Annotated in this window: 17 protein-coding genes; 8 read left to right on the plus strand and 9 right to left on the minus strand. The window is 65.3% G+C overall.

What is annotated here, in order from left to right:
- The first annotated feature begins 10 nt into the window (after window positions 1-10).
- On the plus strand, window positions 11-6289 hold the full coding sequence (amoG, locus tag PG896_RS12060; protein ID WP_270835754.1) for an amonabactin biosynthesis non-ribosomal peptide synthetase AmoG: 6279 nt from the start codon (window positions 11-13) through the stop codon (window positions 6287-6289).
- Entirely contained in the window at window positions 6286-7809 is a 1524-nt protein-coding gene (gene amoH / locus PG896_RS12065; protein ID WP_103243277.1) for an amonabactin biosynthesis glycine adenylation protein AmoH, read from the plus strand. Before amoG ends, amoH begins: the two co-directional genes overlap by 4 nt.
- Window positions 7810-7884: 75 nt before the next feature.
- Here the strand turns inward: amoH and PG896_RS12070 are convergent, their stop codons facing one another.
- Complete coding sequence (locus PG896_RS12070) at window positions 7885-8823, minus strand: ABC transporter substrate-binding protein (RefSeq protein ID WP_201872569.1); 939 nt, start codon at window positions 8821-8823, stop codon at window positions 7885-7887.
- 207 nt (window positions 8824-9030) lie between these two features.
- Here PG896_RS12070 and PG896_RS12075 point away from each other — a divergent pair, with 207 nt between their 5' ends.
- Window positions 9031-9762: a 4'-phosphopantetheinyl transferase family protein gene (locus PG896_RS12075; protein ID WP_201872571.1), complete on the plus strand. Its 732-nt coding sequence runs from the start codon at window positions 9031-9033 to the stop codon at window positions 9760-9762.
- Between the two features lie 90 nt (window positions 9763-9852).
- Here the strand turns inward: PG896_RS12075 and PG896_RS12080 are convergent, their stop codons facing one another.
- From PG896_RS12080 to PG896_RS12100, 5 genes are all read right to left on the minus strand, one after another.
- On the minus strand, window positions 9853-10671 hold the full coding sequence (locus tag PG896_RS12080; RefSeq protein ID WP_270835755.1) for an amonabactin ABC transporter ATP-binding protein: 819 nt from the start codon (window positions 10669-10671) through the stop codon (window positions 9853-9855).
- Between the two features lie 43 nt (window positions 10672-10714).
- On the minus strand, window positions 10715-11764 hold the full coding sequence (locus tag PG896_RS12085; RefSeq protein ID WP_270835756.1) for an amonabactin ABC transporter permease subunit 1: 1050 nt from the start codon (window positions 11762-11764) through the stop codon (window positions 10715-10717).
- Window positions 11765-11776: 12 nt separating this feature from the next.
- On the minus strand, window positions 11777-12793 hold the full coding sequence (locus tag PG896_RS12090) for an amonabactin ABC transporter permease subunit 2 (RefSeq protein WP_010674444.1): 1017 nt from the start codon (window positions 12791-12793) through the stop codon (window positions 11777-11779).
- A 78-nt stretch (window positions 12794-12871) separates the two neighbouring features.
- Window positions 12872-14845: a siderophore amonabactin TonB-dependent receptor gene (locus tag PG896_RS12095; RefSeq protein WP_010674445.1), complete on the minus strand. Its 1974-nt coding sequence runs from the start codon at window positions 14843-14845 to the stop codon at window positions 12872-12874.
- Window positions 14846-14905: 60 nt separating this feature from the next.
- Window positions 14906-16141 (minus strand): MFS transporter, encoded by a 1236-nt coding sequence (locus PG896_RS12100; RefSeq protein ID WP_103261874.1) that lies wholly within the window; start codon window positions 16139-16141, stop codon window positions 14906-14908.
- A gap of 215 nt (window positions 16142-16356) precedes the next feature.
- On the opposite strand from PG896_RS12100, the gene PG896_RS12105 reads away from it, so the two are divergent.
- Window positions 16357-17106: a hypothetical protein gene (locus tag PG896_RS12105; protein WP_041215335.1), complete on the plus strand. Its 750-nt coding sequence runs from the start codon at window positions 16357-16359 to the stop codon at window positions 17104-17106.
- A gap of 9 nt (window positions 17107-17115) precedes the next feature.
- Here PG896_RS12105 and PG896_RS12110 read toward each other — a convergent pair whose 3' ends face one another.
- The 3 genes from PG896_RS12110 to PG896_RS12120 all read right to left on the minus strand — a co-directional run bounded on the left by PG896_RS12110 (window position 17116) and on the right by PG896_RS12120 (window position 20728).
- Window positions 17116-17577, minus strand: a complete 462-nt coding sequence (locus tag PG896_RS12110; RefSeq protein ID WP_045524977.1) for a DUF2919 domain-containing protein — start codon at window positions 17575-17577, stop codon at window positions 17116-17118.
- A gap of 144 nt (window positions 17578-17721) precedes the next feature.
- A complete protein-coding gene (gene corA / locus PG896_RS12115) occupies window positions 17722-18669 on the minus strand; it encodes a magnesium/cobalt transporter CorA (protein ID WP_005301617.1) in 948 nt (315 codons plus the stop codon).
- 415 nt (window positions 18670-19084) lie between these two features.
- A complete protein-coding gene (locus PG896_RS12120; RefSeq protein ID WP_201888920.1) occupies window positions 19085-20728 on the minus strand; it encodes an electron transfer flavoprotein-ubiquinone oxidoreductase in 1644 nt (547 codons plus the stop codon).
- 126 nt (window positions 20729-20854) lie between these two features.
- On the opposite strand from PG896_RS12120, the gene PG896_RS12125 reads away from it, so the two are divergent.
- The 4 genes from PG896_RS12125 (at window position 20855) to aroA (ending at window position 25401) form a co-directional block, all read left to right on the plus strand.
- Window positions 20855-21604: an electron transfer flavoprotein subunit beta/FixA family protein gene (locus PG896_RS12125; protein ID WP_041215927.1), complete on the plus strand. Its 750-nt coding sequence runs from the start codon at window positions 20855-20857 to the stop codon at window positions 21602-21604.
- Between the two features lie 103 nt (window positions 21605-21707).
- On the plus strand, window positions 21708-22637 hold the full coding sequence (locus PG896_RS12130) for an electron transfer flavoprotein subunit alpha/FixB family protein (protein ID WP_270835757.1): 930 nt from the start codon (window positions 21708-21710) through the stop codon (window positions 22635-22637).
- A 224-nt stretch (window positions 22638-22861) separates the two neighbouring features.
- Window positions 22862-23950, plus strand: coding sequence for a 3-phosphoserine/phosphohydroxythreonine transaminase (gene serC, locus PG896_RS12135; protein ID WP_010674452.1), 1089 nt, complete (start codon window positions 22862-22864; stop codon window positions 23948-23950).
- Between the two features lie 170 nt (window positions 23951-24120).
- Window positions 24121-25401 (plus strand): 3-phosphoshikimate 1-carboxyvinyltransferase, encoded by a 1281-nt coding sequence (gene aroA / locus PG896_RS12140; RefSeq protein WP_010674453.1) that lies wholly within the window; start codon window positions 24121-24123, stop codon window positions 25399-25401.
- The last annotated feature ends 130 nt before the right edge of the window (window positions 25402-25531 follow it).

Below are 25531 nucleotides of genomic sequence, written 5' to 3' on the forward strand. Positions count from 1 at the left end.
TGAGAAACAGATGAACAATATGATTTTGCTGTTGAAACAGCTGGAACGGCAGGGAGTGAAGCTGGCGCTGAACGACAAGGGCCAGCTTATCTCCCAGTCGAACAAGGAGGCGGTGACGCCGGCCATCGGTGCCACCATCAAGGCCCACAAGGATGAGCTGGTGCGCTGCCTGGCGGCCCGTGCCGCCTTCGAAGAACCTATCGCCGCCGAGGGCGCCCGGCAGGGGCCGCTCTCCTCGTCCCAGAGCGGGCTCTGGTTTATCGAGCAGTACGAGGAGGCCTCCCACCTCTACAACATGCCGGTCTATTTTCGCGTCAAGGGAGAGCTGGACACGGTGGCACTGGAGTTTGCCTTCGACCACCTGTTTGCCCGCCACCCCAGCATGCGTACCCGCTTCATCAAGGACGAGGCGGGCAGGGGGGCCCAGGAGATCCTGCCCCACACGCCCTTCAAGCTGCAGATAGAGGACGTGAGCACAGAGCCCGCTGCCGAGCGCGAAGCCTATGTGGCCAGGCGGGTACGCGAGGAGATCGGGCGCCCCTTCTCCCTGACCCAGGGGGAGCTCAGCCGGGTGCATCTTATTCGGCTGGGCAGCCGCGAGCACGTGCTGCTAATCACTCAGCACCACATCATCTCCGACGGCTGGTCGGTCAAGAACATGTTCGCGGATCTCAAGCGCGCCTTTCTTGCCCATCAGAACCGCGAGCCTCTGCAGGTGAGCGAGCTGCCGCTCACCTACATCGACTATGCCCGCTGGTTCAACTCGGACCGCTTTCTCGATTATCACGCCGAGTTCAAGCCGTTCTGGGTCGATCGGCTCGGTGGCAGCCCCGAGGTGCACGGTCTGCCGCTCGACAAGCCGCGCCCGGCCCATCAGGACAGCGGCGGCGAGCTGGTCTTCTCCACCATCGAGAGCGACCTGTGGGAGAGCTTCAAGCGCCTCTGTCAGCGCCACAGCACCTCCAACTTCATCGGTCTGCACGCCCTGTTTGCCCTGCTGATGGTGCGCCAGAGCGGCGAGAAGGAGGTGGTGATCGGCACCCCGCTCGCCTATCGCGAGCGCCACGAGATCGAGTCGCTGGTGGGCTTTTTCGTCAATACCCTGGTGCTGCGCACTCAACTTAGCGGCAAGCCCAGCTTTGTCGACTATCTACAGCAGTGCCGGGAGGAGGATCTGGCGGCCTTCGATCACCAGCTCTACCGTTTCGAGGCGCTGGTCGAGGCCATCGGCGCCGATCGCACTACTGCCATCAACCCCATCTTCCAGATCATGCTGGTCTATCAGGCCAAGGTGGACTTCAACGATCTCATCCCCGGCTGCCAGCTGGTGGAGGAGACTTCGCCGGTGCTGCCGGCCAAGACCGACATCTCGGTCAAGGTGACCGAGCTGATGGATTCGGTCAGAGTGGACTGGCTGTTTGCCACCGCCCTGTTCGAGCGAGAGACCATCCAGGCTTATGCCGATCGCCTGCTGCACCTGATGCGCGCCGTGGTGGCGGCCCCCGAGACCGACATCTGGCAGTTGCCGCTGGAGGAGGGCACCGACCAGGCCGCGCTGGCCGCCGAGCTTGCAGACCTGCCGCCGGATTACCCGAGCCGCGACACCCTGCTCTGTCATATCGAGCGGCGCGCTATTCAGTTGCCGGACGCGTTGGCGGTCAGCGACGGCGCGCAATCGTTGACCTATGGCGAGCTGGAGATGCGTGCCAACCGGCTGGCCCACTGGCTGCAATCCTGCGGCGTCACCCCGGGCGCCGCCATCGGCATCCAGGCCAGACGGGATGTCGCCTTCGTCATCGCCCTGCTCGCCTGCTGGAAGGCGGGGGCGGCCTATGTACCGCTGGATCCTGCCTATCCCGCCGAGCGGCTGGCCCATATCCTCACCGACGCTGACATCAGCCTGGTGCTGGGTGGCGTGCCGGACCCGCGGCTTGGCGAGGCGCTGGCGGGCACGACTGCCGAGTATCACGATCTGCACCAGCTTGCGTTGGACAAGATGCCAACCAGCACGCCCGCACTGCCTCGGGACGCCGCCATGCTGGCCCAGATCATCTACACCTCCGGCAGCACCGGCCTGCCGAAGGGGGTCATGGTGGAGCAGGGCAGCCTGGTCAACCTGATGGCGGATCACGGCGAGCGCATCGCCCTTGGGAAGGGTGGGGCCATGTTCAACTGCATGTCCCTCTCGTTTGATGCTGGCAACATGACCACCCTGCTGCCGCTCTACTGCGGCGCGGCCCTGCACTTTGGCGAGCCGGGCGAGGGGGTGATCGGTGCCGCGATCGCTCGGGGCGTCAGCCATATGATTTTGCCGACCGCCCTGCTCGCGAATCTGCCGCCACCGGCGGATCTCGGTTCCCTCAAGGCCATCGGCTTTGGTGGCGAGGCGTGCCCGAGCGCCCTGGTGGAGCGTTGGGGGGAGCGGGTGGCGCTGTTCAACATGTACGGCCCGACCGAGTGCACCGTCACCGCGCTCTGCGCGCGGCTCACCCCGGGGGCGCCCATCACAATCGGTCGACCCGTCAACCACCTGAAGGCGCTGATCCTGGACGAGGCGGGCAACCTCTGCCCGGTGGGGGTGCCCGGTGAGCTCTGCTTGGCGGGGCTGGGGCTGGCCCGCGGCTACCTCAATCTGCCAGAGCGCACCCAGGAGGCCTTTATCGAGCTGGCGCTGGCGGAACGTACCCATCGCCTCTATCGCACCGGCGATCGGGCCCTGCTGCGCCGCGATGGCAACATCCAGTATCTGGGCCGGATAGACGAGCAGATCAAGCTGCGCGGCTATCGCATCGAGCCGGGTGAGATAGAGACCCGGCTTGCCGAATTGTGTCCGACGATGCGTCAGATCAAGGTGGTGGTGCAGGAGGGGCGCCTGCTCGCTTACGCCTGTTTGCAGGCCGGGGCAAGGGAGCCCGACGGCGATGCCCTGCTGCAGCGGGCCGGCGAGTGCCTGCCCGAATACATGGTGCCGGCGCGCCTGTGCTGGCTGCCCGAGATGCCACTCACCCCCAACGGCAAGCTGGACTTGCGCCGACTGCCCGCCATCGTCTGGCAGCAGAGCAAGGGCGAGCCACAAAACGAACTGGAGCAGACCGTGCTCGCCATCTGGCAAGGGGTGCTCAAGCAGCCCCTCGGGGTGGAGGATGACTTCTTCCGGTTGGGCGGTGACTCCATCCTCAGCATCCAGCTCACCACCCGGTTGCGGGATGCGGGGCTGCACTGCAGCGTGAAAGACGTGTTCGAAGCCAAGACGGTGCGCCGCCTCTGTCGCCAGCTCGGCCAGCAGCAGGCGATCAGCCACAGGAGCGAGCAGGGCAGCCTGACCGGCGAGTTCCCGCTCCACCCCATTCAGCACTGGTTCTTCGAGCAGGGCTTTGCCAAGCCCGGTCACTGGAACCAGGGGGTGATCCTGCGCCTGCCGGCCGGGGTGGACGATGAGGACCTGCGCGGCTGGCTGTATGCCCTGTGCCAGCACCACGATGCCCTGCGCCTGGCGGTGACCCCGACCGGTCAGCGCTACCTGGCCGAACTGCCATTGCCGCCGCTGCCGACCCTGGATGCCGCCAATCTAGACGAGGCCGAACTGCAGGCCCGCCTGACCGAGCTGCAGGAAGAGCTCGACCCTGCCAGCGGCCACACCCTGGCCTGGGCCCGTCTGCGCAATCTCGTCCTTGATGGGGATCGCGAGGGCGAGACGGTGGAGGGGCTCTTCCTCGCCTTCCACCACCTGGTCATCGATGCCGTCTCCTGGCGCATCCTGGCCGAAGATCTGGCACGGGTGAGCAGGGGCGAGCCGCTGCCCGCCAAGGGCAGCAGCTATCGCCAGTGGGGTGAGGGGCTGGCGGCCTACGCCAAACGGGAAGAGGATCAGCTTGGCTTCTGGCTGGCTCAGGGGGAGGGCTGCGAGTCAGGCTTGCTCTCGGCGCAACGTGCCGCCGATGGCCGTGCCACCGCCAGCCTGCTGCAACTGAGTCAGGAGACCACGGCTCGGCTCATCGACGCCGCCAACCAGGCCTACTTTACCCGGGTGCCCGACCTGCTGCTGGCGGCCCTGACCCGTACCCTGAGCGAGCTGGGTTACGGCAATCGTCACTGCGTGATGCTGGAAGGACACGGCCGCGAGGCCATCGATGCTGAACTGGACGTGAGCCGTACTCTGGGCTGGTTCACCAGCACCTACCCGCTGGCGCTGGCGGATGCCAAGGAGTGGGATGCGCTGGTGTGCGCCACCAAGGAACAGCTGCGCGCCGTGCCGGACAAGGGCGTGGGCTTCAACGCCCTGCGGCTGCACCACCCCCGTGGCTGGGCACTGCCCGAAGCCCTGGTGGTCTTCAACTACCTGGGGGTCAGCCATCAAGGCGAGGCCGCTCAACCCTGGCAACCCCTGCCGATGGCGCCGGGGGCACCTACTTCCTCTGACAACCTGCCGCGCGAGTTGGTCAGTCTGCACGGTGGCGTGTTTGATGGCCGCCTCACTCTGCGTCAGGTGGGCGCCCTCAACCAGCAGGCGAGCGACGCCCTGATGGCGCGGCTGGCGGACAACCTGACGGCGCTGGTGGAGCACTGCTGCACGGTGAAGGCTCCGCGCCATACCCCGAGCGACTTCCCGGGGCTTGGCCTCTCCCAAGCCGCGCTCGATGGGGTGCTGAGCGAACGCGAGGTGGAGACCCTGCTGCCCATGACCTCTCTTCAGCAGAGCATGTTCCATCACAGGGCGCTGCTGCCCCGGGATCATGCCTATCACCTGCAAACCGAGATGGACTATCAGCAGCCGCTGGACGTGGCGGTCTACCGTCAGGCCTGGCAGGGGCAGATTGCCCGCTGGCCGGCCCTTCGCAGCGAACTGGTGCTGGCGGATGGGGTGGCGCTGCAGCGCATTCTCAAGCATGCCGAGTTGCCATTCCACTATGAGGACTTGTCAGAGGTGGAAAATGCAGAGGCACGGGTCCAGGCCTACCGCCAGCAGGATCTGGCCCGCCCGATCCCGCTGGAGCAGGCGCCCCTGCTGCGCCTTGCCTGTTTCAAATTGGCCCCCGATCACCACAAGGTAATCTTCAGCGCCCATCACGGCGTGCTGGATGGCTGGAGCGGCCCCGTGTTGCTGGGTTCCTTGCATCGCGCCTATCAGACGCTGATGAACGGCCTGCTGCCGCAGGGCGAGCCGGATACCGCCTGGCTCGAGTTTGGCCGCCATATCGCCAGCCAAGCCCGCAGCGCCGAGGCTTACTGGCAGGGGCGGGAGGAGCTGCTAACAAAGCCTAACGATCTCGCCTGCCTGTTCGGGGTGACGCTGGACGCTGGCGCAAGCGGGCGCCATACCCAGCAGCGACCGGCGGTGTGCGCCACGGTGCTGCCGACCGAGGTGGCGACCTTGCTCGCCCATCGTGCCCGCGACCTTGGCGTGACTGCGGGCCTCTTGGCCCAATATGCCTGGCACCGTCTGCTGGCACGCCGCTCTGGCGATGCCGTCACCCTGGTGGGCAACGTGACCCCGGGCCGGGATTACCCCATTGAGGGGATCACCGCGAGCGTCGGGCTCTACATCAACAGCCTGCCGTTGGCCCTGGCGTGGCACACCGAGCTGACCCTGGCCGAGCATATCGCCCGGTTGCAGACCGACCTGATGGCACTCAATGAGCACGGCACCCAGTCGCTGGCGGCACTGACCAAAGGACGGGCGCGCCTGTTCCAGAGTCTGTTCGTGTTCGAGAACTACCCCATGCCGGCGGCCCCTGCCGCCCCCGAACCCCACCAACTGGTGCCGCGCTTTGGCACCGTGGTGGAGAAGGTGGAGCTTCCTCTGTCGCTCGTGGTCAGCAGCCGGGGCGAGACGCTCCAGCTGCGCCTCGAGTTCGATGGCGAGCAGATCCCCGAGGCCCGGGCCGAGGCGGTGCTGGCTGACTGGCTGGCCGAGCTCGACTGGCTGGCGCAGACGGATCTGAGCCAACCGGCCAGCGTGGTGGCGGCACCGTCCCCGGCGAAGGCGCAAGTGGCCGCCACACCATCGACTGTCACACAAGTGGCTGCCCCCGGCCTGGCTCCGCCGCCGGCCGAGGCCCGCGTGCTGGTGGCCCTGTGGGAGCGCCAGTGCGGCGTGCCCGGCATCTGGCAGCAGACCCTGTGTGAACTCGGGGTGGATTCGGTGCAGCAGCTCGCCCTGCTGGCGGCCCTCAACGAGGTGTTTGGCCAGGAGCGGGCGCAGCTCACCCTGCAGACCCTCAAGGCCCATCCATCCCCCAGCCGGCTCTATCGGCACTGGCTGGTACGCCAAACGGAGGCTGCGCTATGACGGTGACCATCAAGCATAAGGCTCCGCTCGTGCAAACCCGGCCTGCCCCCCGTGAGGGGGCGGCCAATCTGGGCGCGCGGCTGGCGGCCTGTCTGGCCGCCAGCCCGCTGGCCCCCGCCATCCATATGGGCGGATCAGATGAGCAGTGGCTCAGCTACGGCGCGCTCAATGCCAGGGTCGGCGAGATTGCCGCCCGATTGCAGGGGCTGGCGGTGGGAGAGCGGGTTGGTCTCTATCTCTCCCGCGGCCCCGATCTGGTGGCCAGCCTGCTGGCCTGCCTGCGCCTCGGTCTCACCTTTGTGCCCCTTGAACCGGATTTTCCGGTGGAGCGGCTACAGGGGATCGCCCGTCAGGCGCGCCTGTCGGCGGTGATCTGCGACGGCGACAGACCGGCTCCCGCCTTCGGCTGTCCGCTGCGCACCCTGGATGGGCCGGCAGCGGCAGGGCCGGTCTCCTGGCCCCAGGTGGATGACGCCCTGGCTGCCTACATGATGTTCACCTCGGGCTCCACCGGCGAGCCCAAGGGGGTGATCATCAGCCGGCGGGCCCTGCTCTGCTTCCTCGACGGGATCCGCGAGCGGCTCGGGCTTTCACCTGGCTGCCACTGGCTCTTTATCACCACCCCGGCCTTCGACATCTCCCTGCTGGAGATGCTGGGGCCGCTCTGGGGTGGTGGCCGGCTGACGGTGGCCGGCGGTGAGCACAACAAGGATCCCCTGGGGATGCTGGCCCTGCTCGAGGCCGACTCCTCCATCAACTGGCTGCAGGCCACCCCGGCCTGCTGGCGTATGCTGCTTAAAGCGGGCTGGCAGGGGCGCAATACCCTCACCGCCCTGTGCGGTGGCGAGGCGCTGGACTCAGGGTTGGCCGAGCAGCTCTGTGCCCGCACCCGGCGGCTGTGGAACTGCTATGGGCCGACCGAGGCCACCGTCTGGTCCCTGGTGAGCGAGGTGCGCTGGCCGCCGGTTGGCGGGCAGATCACCATCAGCCACAGCCTGCCCGGCTATCGGCACTGGGTGCTGGACGAGGCGGGGCAGCCGGTGGCAGAGGGGGAGTGCGGCGAGCTCTGTATCGAGAGTCCGGCCCTGTGCGAGGGGTACTGGCGCAAGCCGGCCTTGACCAGCGCCGCCTTCCTGCGCCTTGCCACCCATCGCCTCTATCGCACCGGCGATCGGGTGCGCCTTCTTGGGGCGGACCGCTTCCTCTATCTGGGACGGCGCGACGATCAGATCAAGCTGCGCGGTTTTCGCATCGAGCTCGGCGAGGTGGAGGCGGGACTGCGCCGCCAGGCCGGGGTGCAGGAGGCGGCGGTGCGTCTGGTGGGCGAGGGGGACGAGGCCATGCTGGTGGGCTACGTGGAGGCGAAAAGCGGGGTGACCCTCAATCGCCTCGCCCTGCGCAAGGGGCTGCAGGCGACGCTGCCGCACTACATGGTGCCAGCGCGGCTCATCCTGCTGGATGCCCTGCCCAAGACCGGCAGCGGCAAGCTCGACAGAAAGGCGCTGCCATTGCCGGAGTAGACGGCCTTGCCGAGCCATGGATAAAAAGAAGCCCGCATCATGCGGGCTTCTTGTTGGCCGTCAACCGAGGGGGGATTAGTGAGCGATGGGGGCGGCATCCGGTTTGGTCAGCAGGCGCTCGACGTCGTCGATCACCTTGAGGGCCGCCTGGGGGCCGCCGGTGGAGGTCCAGAGTGACCCGTCGACGGCGCCGAAGCGCTTGCCCTTGATGGCGCCGAGCTGCTGGAAGGCCGGGGTCTGCTCGGCCTGCTTCATGGCATCCACCGCATCCCCGCTGGTGCTGAGGGTGCCGATCACCAGCCAGTCACCGTCCAGCAGGTTGAGGGATTCGAGGCTCAGGGCCGGGGAGTGGGGGCTCTTGTCGCCAATCTGGTGGGAGGGTCGGGTGAGCCCCATCTCGGTGACCACGCTGCTGGCAAAGGTGCCGCCGTGCATGTAGCTCGGCCCCTTGGGGTTCCAGCGCACTATGCTCATCTGTTCACCCTGATGCTGGGCGAGCTTGCTGCGGGCCTCTGCCAGGCGGACCTCATACCGGGTGAGGAACGCCTTGGCCTCGGCCCCCCGGTTCATCGCGTCGGCGCTGCGACCGAACACGGTTTTCCAGGGCTCGCCCCAGTTGCCGGTGACGACGGTAGGGGCGATCTCCTTGAGCAGGGCCAGGAGCTCGGGCTTGGTCTGGCCGGTGAGGATGAGGTCCGGCTCCAGATCGATGAGGGTCTCCAGATTGGGGTTGTCCAGATCCCCGACCACGGCGATCTCCTTGCCTGCCTTGTCCAGCAGATAGCGGGGCAGGGTGGACTGGCCGCGCCCATTGACGGTGCCCACCGGCTGCACCCCCAGAGTCAGGGCGCTGTCGAGATCGAGTTCGCTCAACACGACGACTCGCCGGGGCGCATCGGGGACGCTCTGGGGCTGGCCGTTGGCATCGATGACCTGGCGGCTGCCCGCCTGGGCCTGGAAGCCCGTCAGGCTGGCCAGCATGAGCAAGGTGGCCAGCGGGGAGAAGATCTTCATGGTGACATCCTTATGGGTGAAATCGGCGGCACTCTCGGCCCATGATGGGCGGGCCCTGTGGGGCGTGCCTGCCTGTCAGCCTAAAACCGGGGCCCAAATGGGCGGGGACATGCTACCACAAAGCAAGTGAGAAGCGTTGTCATTTGTATTTGTGGCATGACCTCGGCTTGCTTTGGTACCATCGCAGGCCCCTGTCAGGAGCCTTGCATGTTGCCTCGTTGTCCCTCACTCGATGGATCCTTTGTCCGTCAATCCGATGCCTTGTGCCTGCCGGGCCTGGAGACGCTGCCTCTTCATCGGGTCAGTTTTGATCCCGCCGCCTTCTCGCCGGAGTGCTTTGGGGCCCAGGGCATCATGCTGCCTGCTTCATTGCAGGGGGCTGCCCCCAAGCGCCTCGGGGAGTTTCTGGCGGGGCGTCTCGCAGCCCGTGAGGCCCTGCGTCCCTTCGGTCTTGCAGGATGCTGCGTGGCCATCGGAGCGGCCTGGGAGCCACTCTGGCCTGAAGGGGTGGAGGGGAGCATCAGCCACAGCCGGCTGGCGGGAGAGGGGGTGGCCCTGTGTGCGGTGCGCCCGGGCCAGGAGGGTATAGGGCTGGATCTGGAGGCCTGGCTCGATGGCGACCAAGGGGCGCAGCTCTGGCCCGGCATCATGGATGGGGAGGAGTGGGGACGGCTGGAGGCGGGGGTTCACGACGCCCAGCTGAGCCTGGCAGAGGGACTGACCCTGGTGTTTTCCGCCAAGGAGAGCCTCTTCAAGGGGCTCTATCCCCGGGTGGGGCGCTACTTTGACTTTCTCGATGCCCGCTGGCTCGCCATGACGGCGCAGACTCTCACCCTGGAGCTCAAATGCCCGCTGACGCCGACCCTGCCAGCCGGCTGGCGCGCCACCCTGCACTGGCAAGCCCTGCCGGGGGGCGTGCTTACCGTCTTGCTGCTGTGAGCACGATACCAGCGCCCGGATAACGCCAACGCAAAGCCCAGAGAAAGAAACCGCCATCAGGCGGTTTCTTTCTCTGGCACAGGGCCTTGCTCAGGCCGACACGTCATGGTCGGCGCGCAGGCGGGGCACTTCGTCAGCGCGTCGGCGGGGCACGATGACAGGGGCCCCGTCGCCGGGGGCGTGCAGTATGTCCACATCGGTCTGGTAGAGGCGATCGATGAGGGGCTTGGTCACCACCTCCCGGGCCGGGCCCATGTCCTGGATGGCGCCATCCCCCAGGGCAATCAGCTCGTCGCAGTAGCGGGCGGCGGTGGCGAGATCGTGGATGACGATAAGCACCGTCTTGCCCTCGGCGGCGACCCGATGGATGGCTTCCATCACCTCGGTCTGGTGGCCGATGTCCAGCGCGCTGGTGGGCTCGTCCAGCAAGATGATGTCCGCATCCTGGGCCAGCACCATGGCGAGCCACACCCGCTGGGCCTGACCGCCGGACAGCGAACTGGCGCTCTGGTGCCAGATGGCATCGAGCTGCATCCGCTCCCGGGCCCAGTCCACCATGCGGGCATCTTCCTCGCTCCACTGATTGAACCAGCCCTGATGGGGATGGCGGCCATATTGCACCAGCTGCTCCACAAGGATACCCGGGGGGACCAGGGGACGTTGGGGCAGATAGGCGAGTTCCCGAGCCAGGGCTTTGGCGCCATAGGCACCGAGTGGCTTCTCCTTGAGCAGGATCTCCCCGGACCGGGGTTGCTCCTGTCCCGCAAGGAGCTTGAGCAGCGTGGATTTGCCGCCGCCGTTGGGGCCGACGATCCCCACCAGCTTGCCCCGGGGGAGGGAGAAGGAGATCTCCTTGAAGATGGTCTTTTGCGGGTAGCCGAACTGGAGTCGGTTCACGGTGAGCGTCATCGGGCGGCCCTCGGTCTGTATTGAAAATGGATGAATGCCATGGTCAGTCGGCCTTCTGGCGATCTTTGAGCAGGATGAAGAGCAGCAGCAGGCCGCCGAGAATGCGGGTCATGATGCCGGTGGCCACCTCGTGGGGGCTGGCCAGCACCCGCACCAGGGTGTCGCTGGCGAGCAGCATCAGGGCGCCGCACAGGGCGGCAATCCAGAGCGGCACGATGCGATCCCGGCTGAGCCAGGAGGCAAGGATGGGGGCCGCCATGGCGATGAAAACCACGGGGCCGCCGATGGCGGTGCCAAGGGCTGCGACGATGATGGCCTGGGCCAGCACCCCGAGCTGCACCCGGTTCACGTTGACCCCCAGGGTGCGGGCGGTGACCGGCCCCAGGCGCAGCACGCCAAGGGAGCGGGAGAGACAGACGGTCCAGGGACAGATGAGCAGGAGCAGCAGGCTTACCGGCAGCAAGGTGCCATAGCCCTGACCGACGAAGTTGCCCATGTTCCACAGATAGAGGCTGGTGAGGTGCACCAGGGACTGGGTGGACATGACGAACTGGCCGAGGGCGTTCATCAGCTCCGAGACCCCGATGCCGATCACCACGAACAGGTAGCCCTGCTCCCCCGGCTTGTTGCACAGGGCATAGAGCACGGCGGCGGCAAACAGGGCGCCGAAGGGGGCGGCCCACCAGGGCCAGGTACCCAGGGTCAGATAGAGGGAGAAGATGATGATGGCCAGGGATGCTCCCTCGTTGACCCCGATCATGTCCGGGGTGGCGAGGCGGTTTCGCACCAGGGTCTGCACCAGGCAGCCCGAGAGTCCCATGGCGGCGCCAGCCACCAGCACCGCCAACAGGCGCGGCAGTCGGATCTTGAAGACGGTTACTTGATCGAGTCGGCTTCCCTCCCCGAGCAGGGTCTGGATCACCCCCATCATGGTGATCTTGCCGGAACCCAGGGTGAGGGCCAGCAGGGAGAGCAGGGTGAGGGCGAGCAGGAGCCCCAGGGTGATGAGCCAGGCGCGGCGGTGCAGCAACAGGGTGTGGCTGCCAAGGCGAAGGCAGAGGGTGCCGCTCGGGAGTGAGAGAGAGTTCTTCATGGGCGTGGCACCTTATTTGACGGCCAGCAGGGAGCGGAAGCCGCCGCTGCGCACCACCAGGATGAGCACGGGCGCCCCGATGAGCGCCAGAATGACGCCGTTGGGCAGCTCGTAGGGCTGGATTAGCCAGCGGGCCAGCACATCGGCTCCGAGCAGAAAGAGCACCCCGAACAGGGCGGAGAAGCGCACCTGGATGGCGAGGCGAACCGGCTCCACCAGGCGGGCGCAGTAGGCGGCGAGGAAGCCGACAAAGCCGATGGGACCGGCGATGGCGATGGCGCAGGCGGTGAAGAGCGTTGCGGCCAGGAGCACACCGATGCGCACCCGGGTGGGGCGGATACCGAGGGCCCTGGACTGGTGGTCCCCCATCTGCATCAGGGTGAGAGGGCGACAGAGCGCCAGGGTCAGCAGCAGGGCGGCCAGGGCGAAGGGGACCACGGTGAGTACCGCTTCCAGACTGGAGGCGGCAAGGGACCCTAAGTTCCAGAAGCGGAACTGCTCCAGCACCACCCGGTTGGAGAGCAACAGGAAGTTGGAAAGACCGCCGAAGGTGGCGGAGAGGGCGACTCCTACCAGGATGAGCTTGAGGGGGTTGGAGCGCCCCACCATGAGGCCGAGGCCCAGCACGATGAGGTTGCCGAGCAGGGCCCCCATGCCGGACCAGAGCAGATACCCGTAGGCGGATTCGACGCCAAACCAGGTGAGGCCGATCACCAGAGCAAAGACGGCGCCAGCATTGACCCCGAGCAGGCCGGGTTCGGCCAGAGGGTTGCGGGTGGCACTTTGTAGCATGGAGGCCGCCAGGGAGAGTGACGCCCCCACCACCAGGGCTGCCAAGGTGCGTGGCAGGCGCAGGGTATGGACTATCATGGCGAGCTTTTCATCGGCCACGAAGGCGGGATCGCCCATCAGGAAACCGGCGACCTCGCGGCCACCATAGACACCGGCCCCGGTGGCCAGTGACAGACAAATCAGCAGGAAGAGGAGCAGCACGCCGAGCCAGAACAGCCGAGCTTGGTATCTGAGCACTCAATGACTCCTTGAATTCGGGGAGGCAGAAACGCAAAAAGGGAGCCCCGCGACCGGGGCTCCCGCAGACAGGATGGATTACAGCTTGTAATCGACCCCTGCGTAGACGGTACGACCTTCCAGGATGAAGTCGGCGTCGGTCGCCACCTCGTCACGCTGGGTGTTGGTGAGGTTGGTGATGCCGAGTTTGAAGTCCAGGGCCGGCGTGACGGTCCACTTGGTGTTCACGTCCAGGGTCTGGTAGTGCTTGGAGGTGAATGCCTGGGCGTTGCGAGCCGGCACCTTGATCACCTGGCTGCCGACATACTGCCAGGCCAGGTTGGCGCTGACCACGTCGCTCGCCTTCCAGTCCAGGCCGATGTTGCCGGTGTGATCCGGGGTCTTGGCCAGATCGTCACCCGTGCTCTTGTCTTCGGAGTCCAGCAGGGTCAGGTTGCCGGTCAGCTGCACGTTGTCCAGCACGTCGAACCAGCCGGTCAGCTCCAGCCCCTTGATGCGGGCCTTCTTGACGTTGAGGTAGGTCATGACGGTCGGACGGTAGCCCGGGCCCCACTGATCGCTCTGGATCAGATCCTCGATCTCGTTGTGGAAGCCGGTCACGCCTGCGCCGAAGCGATCGGCGTTGTAGGCGGTGCCAAGCTCGTAGCTGACGGAGGTTTCCGGCTTCAGATCCGGGTTGCCTATCACCTTGCAGGCGCCGCGGCAGGCGGTGGTGGCGAACCCTTCGCTGGACTGGGCCAGGGTCGGGGCCTTGAACGCCTTGCCGGCGCCGCCCTTGATCACCCACTCGTCACTCAGGGAGTAGAGGGCGTAGGCACGGGGGCTGAACTCGTTGCCATAGGTCTCGTGGTGATCCAGACGGCCGGAGAGCGTCAGGGCCAGATCCCCAAAGCCGAACTCGTCTTGCAGGTAGAGAGCGCTCTGGCTCGCATCCACGCTGCCGTTCTGGATGCTGCGGCTGTGCTCCAGCTCGGTCTTGCGGAACTCTGCACCTGAGGTCAGCAGGTGATCCCCGAGGTAGCCGCTCAACTGGCCATCCACCGTGTTGTTGGTCTGGGTGATGTCGGCGGCGCCACCGTTGAGCTGGGAGTCATCCATCAGATCGGTCTGCTCGAAGTAGTAACGAGCGCGGCTGTCGAAGTGTTCCCAACGGCCGTTGTGGGTCAGTCCCAGGCTCAGGCGATCGAGTTTCTGCACGTTGTGGGGAGTGGCCGGTGCGGTCGGGGCACGGGGCACGTTGTTGAAGTAGCTGTCCATGTCGTTCTGGTTGTAACCCAGATCGAAGTCGATGTCCTGGTTGTCGGCCACCAGCCACTTCAGGCTGGAGAGCACGTTGACCACTTCCCGTTTCTCCAGGGCGTCGGCATCGGGGTTGTTGGACTGCTCGCTCTTCCAGCGATCCCGCTGATAGCCTTCCACCACCACGCTGCCCAGCAGCTTGTTGTCGATGAGGGCGCCGGAGACGAAGGCGCTACCCTGGTTGGCATCCCCGCCATCCCCCTTGGTGGGCATGGTGTGGGTGTAGCCGACGGCCGCTTCGGTGTTCTCCTTGGCCTGGCGCAGGATCACGTTGACCACGCCGCCGAGGGCATCGGCCCCGTACAGGGAGGAGACGGGACCGCGGATCACTTCGATGCGCTCGATGGCGGCCATGGGGATGGAGCTTAAGTCGAAGTCGTTGCCAAAGGAGCTGCCCAGGGTCTCGCGGGCGTTGACCCGCTTGCCGTTGACCAGCAGCAGGGTGTAGTCACCGCCCATGCCGCGGATCTTGATCTCGTTGCGACCCGTGGGGTTGGTGCCGATGATGTTGACACCGGGCACGTGCTTGAGGGCATCGCCGATGTTGTTGACGTTCATCTTGTCCAGATCGGCGCGGGTGACCACGGAGACGCTGGCCGGGGCAGTCAGCTCGGTGTGCTTGGTCTGGGTGGCGGTGACCACCACCGTCTCGTTGGCCTTGACGGACTCGGCCTGGGCCAGGCCCGGTACGGCCAGCAGACCAAGGGAGAGCAGAATGGGGTTCAGTTTAAAGAGGCCGTGCTGCAACTGCATTGTCAAAAACTCCATGGATATAACTGAGGTTATGGGGTCCGGATTCTTCTGATCCGGTGCTCACTGACTTCCTTGTCTGGCGGTGCCAGAGGCAGGATTATTGTTATCTCTTGTGCGCTTCAGGCCCCGGATGAGGAACCAGACACCGGCGCAGGCCACCAGGGTGCATGCAATGTTGATCCAGGCCAGGGTGGGGAAACCGTGCAGGGCGCCCCCCTCGTCGGAGACCAGATATCTGGCGGAGAACAGGCTGCCGAGGCCCGCCGCCACATTGGTGACCGAGCCCTGGAAAGACATGAAGGCGGCGCGCTGATGGGGGGCCGGAATGGCCGCCGTGACCGCGAGGGTGGTGCTGGCACGGGCGGAGCTCAGGGCCATGAAGAGGGTGAACAGCAGATAGAGAGGCAGGCCTGCCGGCAAGGCAAAGCCCACCAGGGTGATCAGGGCCAGGGCCAGGCTGGTGAGCAGGATGGCGCCCTGGGCGCGGCCCTGATCGATCCAGCCGCCGCACAGGCGCATGGTGGCCATGCTGGCAAGGCCGCCGCACAGATAGAGGCTGGCGATCTGCTCGCGCGGGAAACCCAGGTTGAACTGGAAGTAGTTGGCAAAGTGCGGAATGAGCAGGAAGTGGCCGAACATCTGCAGGCAGAGGATGAAGAGGGCTCCCTGGCAGAGCGGTGACCCCAGCAACTGGCGCATCCCCTGGCCTGCCGGGGCCCGGTTGACCGGCAGGGACGGCAGCCAGATGGCACACAGCAGGGCCAGCAGCAGGCCGCCTGCACCAAACAAGAGGAAGGGGCTCTGCCAGCCAGACCACTGGGCCAGCACGAGGGCCGCGGGCACGATCAGAATGGCGGCCAGGGAAAACGCCATACCCACGTAGGCGAGGCGGCGGCCCCGCTCGGCGGGCGGTACCAGATCCAGCACCGCCGCCATCAGGATGGCCCCCAGGGGGCCAGCCACGCAGCCGGACAGGATGAAAAGCAGCAGCAGTGTCTGGCTATCCTCGGCCAGGGCGCAAGCCATCAAGAGCAGGAAGCGCAGGACCAGCAGTACCAGCAGAGCGGGTTTGCGGTTGACCCGATCGAGCCAGGGGGCGGCCAGGAGGCCCAGCAGGGCGGCGCCCAGGGTGGCGCCGCCGCTGAAGTAACCTGTCTGCTCCGGCAGCATCCCCAGGCGGGTTACCAGTTCCGGGCCAAGGGGCATCACCATCATCATGCAGCCCATGGAGAGCATGTTGATGAGCAGCGCCAGGTGGATGGCGGCAGGGGTGGATGCGACGGATTCTGGCTTCATCAGAGGCTGACTCGAAAAAATGAGTCCGAATTGTATCCGAGGGTTTTTGTTGTGACAACAAATGATAACCATTTTTATTTGTATTGATTAGTATCTTAACGAGTCTTTATCTGGTGCCTCTGTGTGGGGATGCATACCAGGCCCGTAGCAATCGGGGCGCCATGGACCATGATGGCAGGAAGCGAGAGGGTGGCGGTGAACGCCGGGAGGAGAAGATGCGCGCAGGATCAGGGTATTGGGGGCTGGGGTGCTGCCTGTTGCTGGCATTGCCCCTGAGGGCCGAAGTGAAGGTCATACCGGTATTCGAGGCGGATGCCGCGGTGCAGACGCTCAAGGAGATCTACCCGGATCTCGGGGTGAGCGCCATGGGCAACCAGCTGGTACTGAGCGGAACCCCCGCCCAGTTGCAGGAGGCCGAGCGTACCCTGGCGCAAGTGAACCAGCCGCCCCAAAGCCTGCTCATCGAGTGGCGGGTGGATGGCGCTTCCAGCAGTCAGCAGGCCGGAGTGGGGCTGGGCCTGGATGCCAAACGGCAGTGGCTGCTGGAGGGGGATGCCCGGCACTATGAACGCAGCCAGAGTGACAACTGGCAGGTGCGTGGCCTCTCCGGGCGGCCCGTGCTGTTGCAGATGGGGTCCTATCAGCCGGTCACCTTTTACCAGTGGCAGGGGGGAAGGGTGGTGGGCATGATGCCGCTGATGAACGGTCTCTACGCCACCGCGACCCTGATAGGGGACAGGGTGCAGGTGGCCCTCAGCAGTGAACAGGCAAGAGTGGAGCGAGGCAACATACACACCGGCCAGAGTGCCACCGAGGTGAGCGGCGCCCCGGGCCAGTGGCTGACGGTGGGGGAGCTTTCCACAACCCAAGGCAGCCGGGAGGCCGCGATCGCCAATCCATCAGGCATGGGCAGGGCCAGCGGCAGCGAGCGCCAGACCCTGCAGATCCGGGTCACGCGCCAGTGAACCAGCCTGTCAGTGGGGCTGATCCAGAGCGTAATCCCGCAACTGGCGGCTTCTTAGCAGATACCAGAGCGCCCAGAGGCTGGCGATGAGCACCAGGGCGGTGGGCCAGTTGAACGACCACTGCTGCAGATTGAGGCTGTGCAGTTGCATCACCAGGCCGCTCGCGGTGGAGCAAAGCAGCAGAGCGCGGCTGTGGCGTCTGAGCCAGGCTCTGGCACTGTGGGTCTGGCGATGGGTGCCGCCGCAGGCGAGCAGCGCCAGCATGGCGGGCACGTCCGTCAGCAGGCTGACATAGAGGGTGAGCTTGTCCGGGTAGAAGAGGGTCAGGATGGCGCTGCCACTCTCCCGGGTGACCCCCGCCATCAGAAACAGCCAGACCGAGCGGGTCAGCAAGAGGGCGATGGGCCAGAACCAGAGCGGGGGGCGCAACTGGCCGTGATCGTCGTAACGGTGTTCGGGGTAGAGGGTCATGGTGGCCCGGTATCCATTCATGCAGTGCGAGTGATGAAGGGGATATGGGGCACAGGGCAGGCCATTGCAAGGCCGGCAACGGCCGGGAATTAATCGGGGGGCCATGCCCCCCAATCCGCAGTCTTTAGTTGCCGGGTTCCGGCGTCACAGCCAGCCTTTTCGCTTGAAGAAGAGACCGGTGCCCAGCGATGACATCACCATCAGCACCAGGGAGAGGGGATAGCCGTATTCCCAGGCGAGCTCCGGCATGCGGCCAAAGTTCATGCCATAGATGCTGGCGATAAGCGTCGGCGGCAGGAAGATCACCGCGGCTACCGAGAAGATCTTGATCACCTTGTTCTGCTCCAGATTGGTCACCCCCATGGAGGCCTCCAGCTGGAAGTTGATCTTGTCGAACAGGAACTGGGTATGGGGCAGCAGGGATTCCACGTCGTGCAGCATCTCGTCGATCCACTTGTTCTGCTCCCCCGTCATGCGCTGGCGCAGACTGCGTTTGAGGAAGCGCAGGGCGCGGCGGGTATCGTGCAGGGAGAGACGGATCTGGCCGTTGGCCTCTTCCTGGGCCATCAGCTCCTTGAGCATGGGGTTGATCTGGTCCGGCTCGAAGATCTGATCGGCGGTGTTCTCCAGGGTCTTGTAGCCATCCTCGATGAGATCTGAGAGGTACTCCACCTTGAGGTTTTGCACCTCCAGCAGGATGTCGAGGGCGTCTTCGACCTCCAGCCTGTCCTGGCGCATGTAGTGGCGCAGCAGACGCACCAGGCCGATGTCATCCTCGCGAATGCTGATCAACAGGTTGTTGCGCAAGGTAAAAGAGACGTGCACACCCTTGGTGTCGCGACCGATGCGCTGGGGAAACAGGGAGTGGATGTGCAGACCGTCGGTGTCCCAGTAGAATCGGGCGGATGCCTCGATGTCATCGAGCTCCTCCTTGTCCGGCACCTCCTCCAGGAACAGGCCCGTCAACCATTCTCGCTCCGCTGTGTCCGGCTTGTAGGCATCCAGCCAGACGGTGTTGTCGGGAACGATGTCATCCGGCCCGAGCGTGACTATGTCCAGCACCTTGTTGTTGAGAATGTAGGCGGTGATCATCTGTCCCCCCTTAAGAAGTCATGGGTAATCAGGGATGGTTGCACAGGTTCATGCGGCCTTAGATCGCACGGAAAGCGATCCCATGAAATAGCATAACGAGGCCGATGGACAACCTGAATGCGGCGAACTATACAGGGGCGGGACCCGCTTGTCAGGGCCTATTCATCAGGGGTTCAGCCTGTTCGCTCAAAAAAGCGGCGAGGTCGGATCAGCCGTGGCGACCCCGATGCGGGCGATCCCGGCGTCGCCTCCTTTGTTCGCCCTGGTGTGGGGGAGGGCCCGGGCTCACCGGCGGGAATGGCGGGTTGCTGGTCGCCCTGCGACAGCCCCCGGCCAAGCGCAGGAAACGGTCTCCGGGCGGTGTTCCGGGGCTGCGTCTCCTTGTTATCTGCTCTGGTTTGCGTGGGCAAGCCTGTTACAGATTGGGGTAGTTGGGGCCCGAGCCGCCCTGGGGCGGCGTCCAGACGATATTCTGGCTGGGATCCTTGATGTCGCAGGTTTTGCAGTGAATGCAGTTGGCGGCGTTGATCTGCAGCCTTGGCCGGGTATCCCCATCGAGGATCTCGAACACCCCCGCCGGGCAGTAGCGCTGGGCGGGTTCGGCCCAGGTGGGCAGGTTGACCTCGACCGGAATACGCGCGTCCTGAAGGGTCAGGTGACAGGGTTGATCCTCGTCGTGGCTGGTGCTGGCCAGATAGACGGAAGAGAGCTTGTCGAAGCTGAGCTTGCCGTCGGGTTTGGGGTAGTCGATGGGCTGGCAACGGCTGGCCAGGCGCAGCTGGCGGTAATCCGGCTCCTTGTCCAGCAGAGTAAAAGGAGGAGTCCGGGCAAAGAGTCGCTGCTCCAGCCAGTTGAAGGCGCCGCCGAGCCAGGGGCCGAAGCGGTGCAGGGCGGCCCCAACGTTGCGGGCCCTCTTCAGTTCCCGGGTCAGCCAGCTTTGCAGCAGCGCGTCCTGAAACTCGGCCAGATCCCGTCCCCCTTCATCCCCTCCTCGCAGTGCCATGGCGACCGTCGCGGCCGCCACCATGCCGGACTTCATGGCGGTGTGGATCCCCTTGATGCGGGAGAAGTCCAGGGTGCCCGCATCACAGCCGATGAGCAGGCCGCCGGGAAAGTGCATGCGCGGCAATGAGTGCCAGCCCCCCTTGGTGATGGCCCGCGCGCCGTAGCTGATGCGCTCGCCCCCCTGCAACGTTGCCGCGATGAGGGGGTGGTGCTTGAGACGCTGGAATTCGTCAAAGGGGCTGAGCCAGGGATTCTGGTAGTTGAGATCGACGATAAGGCCGACCGCCACCTGATCCTGGGCCAGATGATAGAGATAAAAGCCCCCCTGACTCTTGTTGCCCTTTCCCTCACCAAGGGGCCAGCCGCTGCCATGGAGCACCCGCCCAGGATGGGATTGTCCCGCAGGCACCTGCCACACCTCCTTGAAGCCGATGGCGTAATGCTGCGGCTGGGCGGTATTTTCCAGATGGAATCGGGCGATCAGCTGTTTGCCGAGGTGGCCGCGCGCCCCTTCGGCAAACAGGGTATAGCGGCCATACAGGGCCATGCCGGGCACGTGATCCGGCTTGGGGTTGCCCTCCTTGTCGAGGCCAAGATCGCCGGTCACCACCCCGCGCACCCGGCCCTCCTCCACGATGAGGGTGCTCGCCGCAAAGCCCGGGTAGATCTCGACACCGAGGGCCTCGGCCTGCTTGCCGAGCCAGCGGCAGAGGGTGCCGAGACTGATGATGTGGCTGCCGTCGTTGTGCATGCGGGGTGGCACCGCCCAGTGGGGCAGTTGCAGGGAGCGGCTGTCGCTTTGCAGCAGATGGACCTGATCATCCGTCACCGGCACGCCGAGGGGGGCCTCCTGCCAGCTCTCTGGCAGTAGCTCCCTGAGGGCGACGGGATCGAGCAGGGCGCCGGAGATGAGGTGGGCGCCAATCTCGGCCCCCTTCTCCAGCAGGCAGACTGATAGGGCCGGGGCCTGCTGTTTCAATGCGATGGCGGCGCTCAGGCCTGCCGGGCCGCCACCGACGATGACGACATCAAATTCCATTGCTTCGCGTTCCATCTTGCCTCTGCGCTCGACTTGGCCTAGGGTAGTGTTGGTAGTTTACGTAAACGTAAACCACTTTGTCAGCAGAAAAGTGAGTGACGACAAGGTGGACCCACACAACAGGTATGAGGGATGACCGCCATGAAGCTGCTGGTCGCAGTCAAACGGGTCGTTGATTACAACGTCAGGATCCGGGTCAAGGGGGATGGCTCCGATGTGGAGCTCGCCAATGTGAAAATGGGGATCAACCCGTTTTGTGAAATCGCGGTGGAGGAGGGGGTCAGGCTGCGGGAAGCCGGCGTGGCATCCGAGCTGGTGGTGGTGACCTTCGGCCCCGAGGCGGCGGCCGAGCAGTTGCGCCATGCCCTGGCGCTGGGGGCGGATCGGGCGCTGCACTATGTTACCGACGAGACCCTGACTCCGCTCACCGTGGCCCGGGCCCTGCAAACGGTGTGCGGGCAGGAGCAGCCCGACCTGGTGCTGCTCGGCAAACAGTCCATCGACTCTGACAACAATCAGGTAGGGCAGATGCTCGCCGCCCTCAATGACTGGCCGCTTGCCACCTTCGCCTCCGCCATCAGGCTGGTGGAGGGGGAATTGCAGGTGACCCGCGAGATAGACGGTGGCCTCGAGACCCTCGGCATGGCGCTGCCCGCCGTGGTGACCGTGGACTTGCGCCTCAACGAGCCGCGTTTCGCCTCCCTCCCCAACATCATGAAGGCCAAGCGCAAGCCGCTGGAGAGCCAGCCGTTCGCCGCCCTCGGGGTGGTGCCGGCCGGCCAGACACGGCAGCTCGGGGTGATGGCGCCGCCGGTGCGCAGCGCCGGCATCAGGGTGGGCTCGGTGGACGAGCTGCTGGACAAGCTCAAGCACGAAGCCCGGGTGCTCTGATGGGCAGGGGCATGAGAGGGATACCTCCCGCAGGCGTGAGCGCCATGCATGGGGCAACGGCCCCGGGGAGCAAGGGATCAAAGGATGACATGAAGGTGCTGCCATGAGCGTAATTGTGATTGCGGAACATCATCAGGGGCGGATCGCCGACAACCTGGCCCAGCTGGTCACGGCGGCGGGGCGCCTGGGGGGCGAGGTGCATCTCTTGCTGCTGGGGCAGGGGCTGACGGAGGCGGGGGAGCAGGCCGCCGCCCTCACGGGGGTAAACCGGGTGCTGCTGGCGGAACATCCCATGCTGGCGGAGGGGCTCAACGACGGGGTCGACAGACTGCTTGCCGAGGTGGCCAGGGACTACCAGCACTGCCTGATGGCGGCCAACAGCCAGGGTAAGGATCTGCTGCCGCGAGTAGCGGCCAGGCTCGGGGTGGAGATGATCGCCGAGGTGACCGGCATCGAGGGGCCCGACACTTTCCTGCGTCCCATCTATGCGGGCAACGCCATCGCCCGGGTGGCAAGCAGCGCCCCCGTCAAGGTGCTCACCGTGCGGCCCACCGCGTTCGCCAAGGCCGGGTCCGGGGAGGAGCGTGCCGTGATGGAATCGCTGCCGGTGGCCGAGGTGCGCTGCCGTACCCGGCTCATCGAGCGGCGTGCGGTGCGCTCCGCCAGACCCGAGCTCGGGGCGGCCCGGGTGGTGGTCTCCGGCGGGCGGGCACTCGGCTCGAAAGAGCACTTTGCCCTCATCGACGCTCTGGCGGACAAGCTGGGGGCTGCCGTCGGGGCATCGCGGGCCGCCGTGGACGCGGGTTATGTCTCCAACGACCTGCAGGTGGGGCAGACCGGCAAGGTGGTGGCCCCCGAGCTCTACATCGCGGTGGGCATCTCGGGCGCCATCCAGCATCTGGCGGGGATGAAGGAGTCCAAGGTGATCGTCGCCATCAACAAGGACGCCGAGGCCCCCATCTTCCAGGTGGCGGACTACGGTCTGGTGGGGGATCTCTTCACCCTGCTGCCGGAGCTCACCGCCAAGCTGTAAATTTGCCACAAAGGGGCGAACAAAGCCGTCCGTGCTGTCTCGCCCCCGTTTCCATGCATATTCTCTGCAAGCCCTGGCCCGTTCAGGGCTTTTGTCTGATGGGTGCCCGGTGGCGCCGGGGCAAAAGGTTGCGCTGGATCCCAAAAAGCCTTTGCCCCCACGGGGGGCTGTCGTGTAAAAACGTTCGAGTCACCGATCACACACATCCATTCACGGAAAGCGTCATGAGCAAACAGATTTACAACTTCTGCGCCGGCCCTGCCATGTTGCCGGTTGAAGTCATGGAGCGCGCCCAGCGCGAATTTTGTAATTTCCAGGGGCTGGGAGCCTCGGTCATGGAGCTTTCCCATCGCGGCAAGCCCTATATGGCGGTCGCCGAGAAGGCCGAAGCGGACCTGCGCGACCTGCTGGCGGTGCCGGACAACTACAAGGTGCTCTTCATGCACGGCGGTGGCCGCGGCCAGTTCTCCGCCGTGCCCATGAACCTGCTGGGTGGCGCCAACAAGAAGGCGGATTACCTGGTGACCGGCGTCTGGGCCCAGAGCGCCGTGGATGAAGCCCAGAAATACGGTGACATCCAGACCTTCCAGGGGGTGGCCAAGAACGAGCAGGGAGTCTCCCACCTGCTGCCGACGCCGGCGTTTCGCGCCGATGCCGCCTATGTGCACTACTGCCCGAATGAAACCATCGATGGCATCGAGATGTTCGACATCCCGGCCACCGGCGATGTGCCCCTGGTGGCGGATCTCTCCTCCACCATTCTCTCCCGTCCCCTCGACGTGAGCCGCTTCGGCATCCTCTACGCCGGTGCCCAGAAGAACATCGGCCCCTCTGGTCTGGCCATCGCCATCGTGCGCGATGACCTGCTAAATCAGGCCCGCGCCGATGTGCCGTCCATCTTCGACTACCAGCTCACCGCCAAGAATGACTCCATGTTCAACACGCCCCCCACCTACGCCTGGTACCTGGCCGGTCTGGTGTTCGAGTGGCTCAAGGAGCAGGGTGGCCTGGCGGCGATGGAAGCACGCAACAAGGAGAAGGCCGACTTCCTCTACGGCTACCTCGATCAGTCGAGCTTCTATGGCAACAAGGTGGATGTGGCCTGCCGCTCCCGCATGAACGTGCCCTTCCAGCTGAAAAACGAGGCCCTGGACAAGCTGTTCCTGGCGGAGTCGGAAGCGGCCGGTCTGCTGGCTCTCAAGGGACATCGCATCGTCGGTGGCATGCGCGCCAGCCTCTACAACGCCATGCCCCTGGAAGGGGTCAAGGCCCTAGTCAGCTTTATGGATGATTTTGCCAAACGCCACGGTTGAGGCGTGTCTCCCCATTGCCAGACGCCGGGGACTCCCCGGCGTCTGTTTTTCAGACCCATCCTGACCCAGGCTGCCGTCTCCCGCGGTCGTGCCACTGTCGAACTTGCCGCGGGGGACGCGGGCTGTTAACGTCCGGTCAGGTGATTTAATTGAGATCGAACAGGAAGTCTATGAATTCGTTGCGTTTGGAACCCATTTCTAGTGTGGCCGGGGTGGTCAATCTGCCCGGCTCCAAGAGTGTCTCTAACCGGGCCCTGCTGCTGGCGGCCCTGGCCCGGGGCACCACCCGGCTGACCAACCTGCTCGACAGCGATGACATCCGCCACATGCTGGCGGCGCTGACCCAGCTCGGCGTCAAGTACAAGCTCTCCGCCGACAAGACCGAGTGCACCGTGCACGGTCTGGGTCGCAGCTTCGCGGTCTCGGCACCGGTCAACCTGTTCCTCGGCAATGCCGGTACTGCCATGCGCCCCCTGTGCGCCGCCCTGTGCCTGGGCTCCGGCGAGTACACCCTGGGCGGCGAGCCGCGCATGGAAGAGCGCCCCATCGGCCACCTGGTGGATGCCCTGCGCGAAGCGGGTGCCCACATCCAGTACCTGAAGAAAGATGGCTATCCGCCTCTGGTGGTGGATGCCAAGGGGCTCTGGGGTGGCGATGTCCACATCGACGGCTCCGTCTCCAGCCAGTTCCTGACGGCGTTTTTGATGGCGGCCCCCATGGCGGCCGGCGACACCCGCATCCACATCAAGGGGGAGCTGGTCTCCAAGCCCTACATCGACATCACCCTGCACATCATGAAGCAGTTCGGGGTGGTCATCGAGCACGACGACTACAAGGTGTTCTACATCAAGGGCAACCAGACCTATGTCAGCCCGGGGGACTTCCTGGTGGAAGGGGATGCCTCCAGCGCCTCCTACTTCCTCGCGGCGGGCGCCATCAAGGGCAAGGTGCGGGTTACCGGCATCGGCAAGAACAGCATCCAGGGGGACATCCACTTCGCCGACGTACTGGAGAAGATGGGGGCCCGCATCACCTGGGGCGATGACTTCATCGAGGCCGAGCAGGGGCCGTTGCACGGCATCGACATGGACATGAACCACATCCCGGATGCGGCCATGACCATCGCCACCACGGCGCTGTTTGCTGAGGGCACCACCACTATCCGCAACATCTACAACTGGCGGGTGAAGGAGACCGACCGCCTGCACGCCATGGCGACCGAGCTGCGCAAGCTGGGCGTGGAAGTGGAGGAGGGGCACGACTTCATCACCGTGATCCCGCCCGCACAGCTCAAACACGCGGCCATCGACACCTACAACGATCACCGCATCGCCATGTGCTTCTCCCTGGTGGCACTCTCCGATACGCCGGTCACCATCAATGATCCGGGTTGCACCTCCAAGACCTTCCCGGACTACTTCGACAAGCTGGCCAGCGTCAGTCAGGCCTGAGCCCTTTCGGCCCGCTTCGTGCGGGCCTTTTCATCTCTGCCCCCGCTTTTTTCAGGTTCATCGCGGCTTTCCGGGGAAGGCCGCCTTGATTTTCAGAAAAAAGTATTCTGAGTCCCTAAATCCATATGCC

Origin of the sequence: Aeromonas sp. QDB30, from assembly GCF_027707645.1 — a bacterium.
GTDB classification, from domain to species: domain Bacteria; phylum Pseudomonadota; class Gammaproteobacteria; order Enterobacterales; family Aeromonadaceae; genus Aeromonas; species Aeromonas caviae.

Coding starts and splice junctions, on each gene's coding strand:
- amoG (WP_270835754.1), top strand. CDS start 11: ATGAACAATATGATTTTGCTGTTGAAACAGCTGGAACGGCAGGGAGTG.
- amoH (WP_103243277.1), top strand. CDS start 6,286: ATGACGGTGACCATCAAGCATAAGGCTCCGCTCGTGCAAACCCGGCCT.
- PG896_RS12070 (WP_201872569.1), bottom strand. CDS start 8,823: ATGAAGATCTTCTCCCCGCTGGCCACCTTGCTCATGCTGGCCAGCCTG.
- PG896_RS12075 (WP_201872571.1), top strand. CDS start 9,031: ATGTTGCCTCGTTGTCCCTCACTCGATGGATCCTTTGTCCGTCAATCC.
- PG896_RS12080 (WP_270835755.1), bottom strand. CDS start 10,671: ATGACGCTCACCGTGAACCGACTCCAGTTCGGCTACCCGCAAAAGACC.
- PG896_RS12085 (WP_270835756.1), bottom strand. CDS start 11,764: ATGAAGAACTCTCTCTCACTCCCGAGCGGCACCCTCTGCCTTCGCCTT.
- PG896_RS12095 (WP_010674445.1), bottom strand. CDS start 14,845: ATGCAGTTGCAGCACGGCCTCTTTAAACTGAACCCCATTCTGCTCTCC.
- PG896_RS12100 (WP_103261874.1), bottom strand. CDS start 16,141: ATGAAGCCAGAATCCGTCGCATCCACCCCTGCCGCCATCCACCTGGCG.
- PG896_RS12105 (WP_041215335.1), top strand. CDS start 16,357: ATGCGCGCAGGATCAGGGTATTGGGGGCTGGGGTGCTGCCTGTTGCTG.
- PG896_RS12110 (WP_045524977.1), bottom strand. CDS start 17,577: ATGACCCTCTACCCCGAACACCGTTACGACGATCACGGCCAGTTGCGC.
- corA (WP_005301617.1), bottom strand. CDS start 18,669: ATGATCACCGCCTACATTCTCAACAACAAGGTGCTGGACATAGTCACG.
- PG896_RS12120 (WP_201888920.1), bottom strand. CDS start 20,728: ATGGAACGCGAAGCAATGGAATTTGATGTCGTCATCGTCGGTGGCGGC.
- PG896_RS12125 (WP_041215927.1), top strand. CDS start 20,855: ATGAAGCTGCTGGTCGCAGTCAAACGGGTCGTTGATTACAACGTCAGG.
- PG896_RS12130 (WP_270835757.1), top strand. CDS start 21,708: ATGAGCGTAATTGTGATTGCGGAACATCATCAGGGGCGGATCGCCGAC.
- serC (WP_010674452.1), top strand. CDS start 22,862: ATGAGCAAACAGATTTACAACTTCTGCGCCGGCCCTGCCATGTTGCCG.
- aroA (WP_010674453.1), top strand. CDS start 24,121: ATGAATTCGTTGCGTTTGGAACCCATTTCTAGTGTGGCCGGGGTGGTC.